We start from the raw sequence: 7,669 nt of genomic DNA, 5'->3' as shown, positions 1-7,669 counted from the left end.
CCTGACGAGGGCGGCCGACGGTCACCGGGTACGTCTCCTCGGCTTCGCCCGGGTGCAGCTGCAACCCGGGGAGTCGCGCCGAGTGACGCTGACGGCCGATCCGCGGTTCGTCGCGCGCTTCGACGGCACTGCCGAGCAGTGGCGCATCACGGGCGGGACGTACCAGGTCGCGGTCGGTCGGTCCGCCGACAGCTTCGAGCTCGTGGCTGAGACCTCGCTGACCGACGCGTTGTTCGGCAGCTGAGCCGAAAGGACCGGCGAGCCACGGGGGCGCCCGAGCCCAGCGCGGAGGACCGCCGCCGCATCCTGCGGCTGGTCCTCCGTCTCGGGCGCCTCATGGTCGCCAGCGGAGCCCAGGCGCACGAGGTCGAGGCCCGTCTCCGTCGGGTGCTGGAGGCCTACGCCGCCCCGGCGGCGGCGGTCGTGGTCAGCTACACGTCCGTCACCGTGTCCTACGTCGCCGAGGACAGCGCCGAGGCGACCACCGCGGTCGAGGTGGTCCGGAGGTGGGAGCCCGGCTACCACCGGCTCGTGGCGGCTGCCGGGCTGACCGACGCGATCACACGGGGCGAGGTCACGCTCACCGAGGCCGAGAAGCGACTGGTCGAGGCGGCTGCGAGTCCCTACCCGTACCCGCGCTGGCTGGGCTTCGCCGCTCCGGCCCTCCTGTCCATGGCCGTCACGGTCATGTTCGGCGGTCGTTGGTATGACGCGCTCGCGACCCTGGGCATCGGTCTTGCCGTCCAACCCGCGCTCGAACGCATCGACCGCAGCGAGCTCAGCGCCTTCTTCCGCGTCGCCGTCGGGGTGTCGGCCACGACCATCGCGGTCGTCCTGCTCGTGAAGGTCGGCGTGCCGATCCAGGGTGGGCTCGTGCTCACCGGCAGCCTGCTCCGGTTCCTCCCCGGGGCGGTCCTCGTGGCCGGCATGCGCGACTTCCTCGACGGCGCCCTCGCGTCCGGGACCACCAGGCTCGTCGAGGTCGTCCTCCTCGGCGCGGCGGTCGCGATCTCCGCGGGCCTCGTGCTCACCGGCGGCCGGGCACTCGACGTCCACCTCACCATCACGGCCGCCGGCCCCGAGGTGTACCCGGTCCCGGTCCTCGCCTGCGCCGGTGCCGTCGCCGTGGTGTTCTACGCCTGCCAGCTCGGCGTACCCGCCGCCGGGCTGGCCCCGGCGGCACTCCTCGGGTGCGTCGCCGTCCTCGTCACCCGCGGGATCGGAGAGGGCGCGACCGACGTCGACCCGCTGGTCGGCACCCTCCTCGCCGCCCTGGTCATCGGAGCCGGCGGACAGGCCCTGGCGCAACGCTCCGCCAAGCCCGCCGCCCTCTGGCTCGTCCCCGCCATCGTCCCGCTCTTGCCGGCACCCGCGACCCTCATCCCGCTGCTCGCCGAGACCGAGTCCGCCCGCGAAGCCCTCCGCGGGCAAGCCCTCGGCACCGCCTTCTGCATCGGAGTCGGCGTCGCCGTCGGCTCCATCCTCACCGAGACCTGGCGTCGTCGCCGCAGGGACACCGCACCCCGGCGCACCCGTTCGCGGCGGTGACGCAGGTAGGCCCACGGAAGAAGATCGGAGAAGAACGAGGATGAACGCAGCAGCACCGTCGAGCAGCCGCACCTTTCCCGACGGTTTCAGGTGGGGCGTCGCGACGTCGTCCTACCAGGTCGAAGGGGCCTGGGACGAGGACGGCAAGGGCCCTTCGATCTGGGACACGTATGCGCACACGCCGGGCAACGTGAAGAACGACGACAACGCAGACGTCGCCAACGACCACTACCACCGCTACGTCGAGGACGTCGCGTTGATGAAGGATCTCAACGCCAACGCGTACCGGTTCTCGGTCGCGTGGCCACGGATCTTCCCCGAGGGGGGCGGGAAGCCGAACCGGCCCGGCCTGGACTTCTACGACCGACTGGTCGACGAGCTGCTCGGCGCCGGTATCGAGCCGTTCGCCACTCTGTACCACTGGGACCTGCCCCAGGCCCTCCAGGACAGGTACGGCGGCTGGCAGCGCAAGGAGACCGCCCAGGCGTTCGCCGACTACGCCGGGTACGTCGCGGAGCAGCTCGGCGACAGGGTGAAGCACTACTTCACGATCAACGAGTTCGCCTCGTTCGTCGAAGGTGGCTACCAGGGTCTCGACGTGCAGGTCGGTGGCGGGAGGACCGTCCACCTCGGTGCCGCTCCAGGGCTCAGGCTCTCGGACGCGGACCTCAAGCAGGTGCGCCACCACGCCGTGCTCGGTCACGGCCTCGCGGTCCAGGCGATCCGGGCCCGAGGTCCTGCAGGGACCAAGGTCGGCTTCGCGGAGAACATCCGCGTCGGCGTCCCGGTCCTGGACACCCCCGAGCACGTGAAGGCCGCAGAGACCGCCACGCGCGACCGCAACGCCGGGTTCATGACGGTGCTGCTCGAGGGCCGCTACACCGAGGAGTACCTCGCCTCAGCCGGCGGTCGGACCCCGACCTTCACCGACGAGGAGCTGCAGGTCATCGCCTCACCGCTGGACTTCGTCGGCATCAACGTCTACAAGCCCGGCTGGTACCTCGAACCCTCGGACGAGCCGCCCGGCTACCGCGACATCCCGGTCAACGCGTCCCACCCCAAGATGGGGGCGAGCTGGCACGTCCTCGACCCCGAGGTCATGTACTGGGCGCCGCGACACATGCGGTCGATCTGGGGCGCCGAGTCGATCTTCATCACCGAGAACGGCTCTGCGGCCTCCGACGCCGTGGCCGACGACGGCCGGGTCTACGACTCCGACCGGGTCATGTTCCTGCGCGCCTGCCTCGCCCAGCTCCAGCGGGCCACTGCGGAGGGCGTCCCCGTGCACGGCTACTTCCACTGGTCCGCCCAGGACAACTTCGAGTGGGGCGACGGCTACGGCACCCGGTTCGGGTTGGTCCACGTCGACTTCGACACCCTGGAGCGGACGCCGAAGCTCAGCGCCGAGTGGTTCCGCGCGGCGGCGAGGGCCAACCGGGTCGTGTGACCGGCGGCCGTCCGGCTGTCGAGAAGGACGGTCGCCAGGGGTCGTGCGGGGCCGTGTCAGCAGCGTCGTGGAGTCCCGGCCCCTCCCATCCGGACTACCCTGGATCGGGTGGCGAGCTCGAACGCACGCGGGGTGGCAAGGCCCGAGGTCCTCGTCTTCGACGTCAACCAGACGCTCTCGGACATGGCGCCGGTGGCGGCCCTGTTCGAGGACGTCGGCGCCCCAGCACATCAGGCACAGCGGTGGTTCGCCGAGCTGCTCAGGGACGGCTTCGCGTTGACCGCGGCGGGATCGAGCGCCTCGTTCGCAGAGATCGGTGCCGAGATCCTGCGAACCACGCTCGACGAGCCCTCCCTCGACCGAGGTCTCGAGGAGGCTGTTCGACACATCATGGCCGGTTTCGGCCAGCTCCCGGTGCACGCCGATGTTCCCGACGGCGTCCGGGATCTCACCGAGCTGGGCGTCCGGCTGGTCACGATGTCGAACGGAGCGACCTCGGTCGCCGCGGGCCTGCTCGAGCGAGCCGGCATCCTGGGCCGTTTCGAACGCCTGTTGTCGGCGGAGGAGTCCCGGGCCTGGAAGCCGGCCCGGTCGGCGTACACGTACGCCGTCGAGCAGTGCGCCGTTGCGCCGGGCGAGGCGATGCTCGTCGCCGTGCACCCTTGGGACATCGACGGGGCGGCACGCGCCGGCCTCCGTACCGCCTGGCTCGACCGGGCTGACAGCCGCTACCCGGCCCACTTCACGGCCCCCGAGGTTCGGGTGACCTCCCTCAGCGAGCTCGCCGATCACCTGCGCTGACGACCTCAGCAGACCGTCGACACCCGTGTGCTGGAACCGATCGGGGTTACGGGATGAGCACGACGTCGGCACCAGGCCTGCCCACCGGCGGCCCCGCGCGTCGGGTTGGAGGACACATGGCACACGTGAAGATGCTCGAGGCGTACCCGAGCGACCTCGGCGACATCGACAAGGACAAGCTGGCGGAGTGCATCGCCGCCTGCTTCGAGTGCGCCCAGGTCTGCACGGCCTGCGCTGATGCCTGCCTCGGCGAGGACATGGTCGCCGAGCTGACCACGTGCATCCGGACCGACCTCGACTGCGCGGACATCTGCGTCGCGACCGGCAACGCCTTGTCGCGACACACCGGCTACGACGCCGAGGTGACCAGGGCGTTCCTCGAGGCCTGCGCGATCGTGTGCAAGGCGTGCGGTGACGAGTGCGAGCAGCACGCGGAGATGCACGACCACTGTCGGATCTGCGCCGAGGCATGCCGCCGGTGCGAGGAGGCGTGCCGTTCCCTGAGCGCCACCCTGTGACGCTGGGCGTGGACCCGTCGCCGCGGACTTGTTTGCGCGACCGCATGGATGTACGTCGGGCGGGTACTCCGACCTGCTACGACGAGCGAGGGTGAGGACGATGGCGCAACAGGTCGACCGGATCGCCGAGCCGTGGGGCACCCGGACCCCGTACGGGCCAGGGGAGACGTGGCCGGCGCGAGTCGACAGCCATCTCGCGGAAGGGCTCTTGCCCGCCGACGTCGACCGCTGGGTGCAGTCGGCCTCGATCCTGCACTCCACCGGCGACGCGATGGACATCGCGGTGAAGGACGGCCGGATCGTCGGTGTCCGCGGCCGCGCGGTGGACAGGGTGAACCACGGGCGGCTCGGGCCGAAGGACCTCTACGGCTGGCAGGCCAACAGCTCTGAGGACCGGTTGACGCGGCCGCTGATCCGGCGCGACGGGGCGCTGGTCGAGACCGACTGGGAGACCGCCATGGACGCCGTCGCCTCCCGCACCAAGGAGCTGCTGGAGGAGCGGGGGCCGTCCTCGATCGGCTTCTACACCACCGGACAGCTGTTCCTGGAGGAGTACTACACCCTCGGCCTGATCGCCCACGGCGGGATCGGCACCAACCACGTCGACGGCAACACCCGGCTGTGCACCGCCACCGCCGCAGCGGCGCTCAAGGAGTCGTTCGGCAGCGACGGGCAGCCCGGCTCCTACACCGACATCGACCACGCCGAGGTCATCTGCCTCTACGGCCACAACATGGCCGAGACCCAGACGGTGCTGTGGTCCCGGGTCCTGGACCGGCTCGCCGGACCCGACCCGCCGGCGATCATCTGCGTCGACCCCCGGCAGACCCCGGTGGCCGACCACGCCACCGTGCACCTGGCGCCTCGGCCCGGCACCAACGTGATGCTCATGAACGCGATCCTGCACGAGCTGCTCGAGCGCGACTGGGTCGACCACGACTACGTCGAGGCGCATGCCGTGGGGTTCGCCGAGCTCGAGAAGATGCTGACGGAGTACACCGTCGAGCGCGCGGCGGAGGTCTGCGGAGTGTCCGCCGCGGACCTGCGGGAGGCGGCACGCCTGATCGGGACGGCCGAACGCCTGATGTCGACGGTGCTGCAGGGCTTCTACCAGTCCCACCAGGCCACGGCAGCGGCGGTGCAGGTCAACAACATCCACATCGTGCGCGGCATGCTGGGCAAGCCCGGCTGCGGGATCCTGCAGATGAACGGCCAGCCCACCGCGCAGAACACCCGCGAGTGCGGCGCCGACGGCGACCTGCCGGCGTTCCGCAACTGGTCCAACGATGCCCACATCAAGGACCTCGCCCGGGTGTGGAACATCGACCCGATGCAGATCCCGCACTACACCGCACCCACGCACGCCATGCAGATCATGCGGTACGTCGAGGACGGCTCGATCCGGTTCCTCTACGTGACCGCGACGAATCCCGCGGTCTCCATGCCGGAGCTGCGACGGATGCGCGCCCTCCTGTCCCAGGAGCGGTTGTTCCTGGTGGTCCAGGACCTGTTCCTCACCGAGACCGCACAGCTGGCCGACGTCGTGCTCCCGGCGGCGACGTGGGGCGAGAAGACCGGCACGTTCACCAACGTCGACCGCACGGTCCACCTGTCGGAGAAGGCGGTCGACCCGCCGGGGGAGGCCCGCCCGGACCTCGACATCCTCATCGACTACGCCCACCGGCTCGGGCTGGAGGACAAGGACGGCGCACCGCTGGTGAAGTGGGCGACCCCGGAGGAGGCGTTCGAGGCGTGGAAGGAGTGCACCCGGGGGCGGCCGTGCGACTACACCGGGATCAGCTACGACAAGCTCCGCGGCGGCAGCGGCATCCAGTGGCCCTGCAACGAGGAGCACCCCGACGGCGCCGAACGGATCTACGTCGACGGGGAGTTCTGGGCCCACCCCGACTACTGCGAGAGCTACGGGCGGGACCTGGTCACCGGCGCACCGGTCGAGCCGACGGAGTACAAGGCGCTCAACCCCCAGGGCAAGGCGGTGATCAAGGCAGGTGAGTACCTCCCACCGCACGAGCTGCCCTCGGAGGACCACCCGTTCCAGCTGGTCACCGGCCGCACGCTCTACCACTTCCACACCCGCACCAAGACCGGCCGCGCACCGCAGCTGCAGGCGGCCGCCCCCGAGGTGTGGGTCGAGGCGTCGGTCGACGACGCGCAGGAGCAGGGCTGGGAGGAGGGCGACCTCCTCCACGTCACCACCCCTCGCGGCGAGGTCACCGCACGCCTGCGGATCAGCGGCATCCGGCGTGGCGTGCTGTTCCTGCCCTTCCACTACGGCTACTGGGACACCGCCGCCGGCCACGAGCCCGACGGTCAGGGCCGCGCCGCCAACGAGCTGACCCTGACCGACTGGGACCCCGCGTCCAAGCAGCCCATCTTCAAGACCGCCGCCGCGAACGCCACCCGCGTCGCCACCTCCGACGGCACCCCGGCCCCGGCGCCCACCACCACCGGCTCGCGACCGGCGTCGACCTCAGGGCCGCCAACCCGCGGGGACGCCACGGCTCTGGTCAGCGAACAGGTCCAGCCCGCAGGGGAGACCCGATGAACATCACCCAGACGTTGCGCAGCCTGCACGGCAACAAGGTCGGCGCCGCGATCGAGGAGCTGCACCGCTCCGAGAACGACCTCGCCGGTGCCCTGCTGAACCTCTCGGACCAGCAGAAGGTCGATCACGAGATCTTCTACGTCGCCCGCGACATCGCCACGTGGTCCCAGCTGCACGTCCGCCGCCTCGCCGCGGTCGGCCGCGACTACGGGCTCGACCTCGACCCCGCCCCGGAGGACGAGGCGACCCTGCTCGCCCGGGTGAAGCAGAAGGGTGCCGAGCTCGCCGGCCGGTTCCACGAGCCGACGTTGCTGCTCCTGGCAGATCTTCGCCACATCCACCGGACGGCGGCCGGCGTCTCGCTGGACTGGGAGGTGCTCGCCCAGACCGCACAAGCGATGAAGGACACCGAGCTGCTCGCGACCGCCCAGGAGTGCCACCCGCAGACCCTGCGCCAGATGCGCTGGGCGAACGCCAAGGTCAAGGAGACCGCGGCCCAGATCATGGTCACCGGCTGAGAAGACGTTCGCGATGACCGCAAACCCGTCGGACGACCCGACCTCGGCTGCCGGCGCCACCCGAGTGGTGCTCAGACCCCTCGCAAGCCCACTCCCGCTCGGGTTCCTGGCCCTCGCCGTCGCCACGATCGCGTTCGCCTCGGTCCAGCTGTCGTGGATCCCGCAGAGGGCACGGTTCGCGCTCACCGGGATCGCCGAGATCGACGGACAGCTCGCTGACCAGGTCCGCCGGATCGGCACCGAGCCCGGCGTTCGCCGGCAGCTCTGAGCC

The 7,669-nt window shown here is 70.8% G+C and carries 8 protein-coding genes; all 8 read left to right on the top strand.

Translation table 11 applies throughout. From position 1 onward, the window contains the following. Positions 1-244, top strand: a 244-nt coding sequence (locus tag MF406_RS18440) for a fibronectin type III-like domain-contianing protein (RefSeq protein WP_242898025.1), incomplete at its 5' end; no start/stop codon positions are given. Next, positions 241-1,548: a threonine/serine exporter ThrE family protein gene (locus MF406_RS18435; RefSeq protein ID WP_371744686.1), complete on the top strand. Its 1,308-nt coding sequence runs from the start codon at positions 241-243 to the stop codon at positions 1,546-1,548. The genes MF406_RS18440 and MF406_RS18435, both read left to right, overlap by 4 nt. Positions 1,549-1,588: 40 nt before the next feature. Next, on the top strand, positions 1,589-2,995 hold the full coding sequence (locus tag MF406_RS18430) for a GH1 family beta-glucosidase (RefSeq protein WP_242898023.1): 1,407 nt from the start codon (positions 1,589-1,591) through the stop codon (positions 2,993-2,995). A gap of 108 nt (positions 2,996-3,103) precedes the next feature. Next, a complete protein-coding gene (locus MF406_RS18425) occupies positions 3,104-3,796 on the top strand; it encodes a haloacid dehalogenase type II (RefSeq protein ID WP_242898022.1) in 693 nt (230 codons plus the stop codon). Between the two features lie 116 nt (positions 3,797-3,912). After that, positions 3,913-4,314, top strand: coding sequence for a four-helix bundle copper-binding protein (locus MF406_RS18420; protein WP_242898021.1), 402 nt, complete (start codon positions 3,913-3,915; stop codon positions 4,312-4,314). A gap of 100 nt (positions 4,315-4,414) precedes the next feature. Continuing rightward, positions 4,415-6,880, top strand: a complete 2,466-nt coding sequence (locus MF406_RS18415) for a molybdopterin oxidoreductase family protein (protein WP_242898020.1) — start codon at positions 4,415-4,417, stop codon at positions 6,878-6,880. Next, positions 6,877-7,398: a hypothetical protein gene (locus MF406_RS18410; RefSeq protein WP_242898019.1), complete on the top strand. Its 522-nt coding sequence runs from the start codon at positions 6,877-6,879 to the stop codon at positions 7,396-7,398. The genes MF406_RS18415 and MF406_RS18410 overlap by 4 nt, the downstream gene beginning before the upstream one ends. 13 nt (positions 7,399-7,411) lie before the next feature. After that, positions 7,412-7,666, top strand: a complete 255-nt coding sequence (locus MF406_RS18405; RefSeq protein WP_242898018.1) for a hypothetical protein — start codon at positions 7,412-7,414, stop codon at positions 7,664-7,666. Positions 7,667-7,669: the final 3 nt, after the last annotated feature.

Source organism: Georgenia sp. TF02-10 (genome assembly GCF_022759505.1).
Lineage (GTDB): Bacteria > Actinomycetota > Actinomycetes > Actinomycetales > Actinomycetaceae > TF02-10.
This window is presented reverse-complemented; position numbering and strand designations above follow the sequence as displayed.

Bases quoted from the DNA above. Each gene is read 5' to 3' on its own strand.
- MF406_RS18430 (WP_242898023.1), top strand. From the start codon at position 1,589: ATGAACGCAGCAGCACCGTCGAGCAGCCGCACCTTTCCCGACGGTTTC.
- MF406_RS18420 (WP_242898021.1), top strand. From the start codon at position 3,913: ATGGCACACGTGAAGATGCTCGAGGCGTACCCGAGCGACCTCGGCGAC.
- MF406_RS18415 (WP_242898020.1), top strand. From the start codon at position 4,415: ATGGCGCAACAGGTCGACCGGATCGCCGAGCCGTGGGGCACCCGGACC.
- MF406_RS18410 (WP_242898019.1), top strand. From the start codon at position 6,877: ATGAACATCACCCAGACGTTGCGCAGCCTGCACGGCAACAAGGTCGGC.
- MF406_RS18405 (WP_242898018.1), top strand. From the start codon at position 7,412: ATGACCGCAAACCCGTCGGACGACCCGACCTCGGCTGCCGGCGCCACC.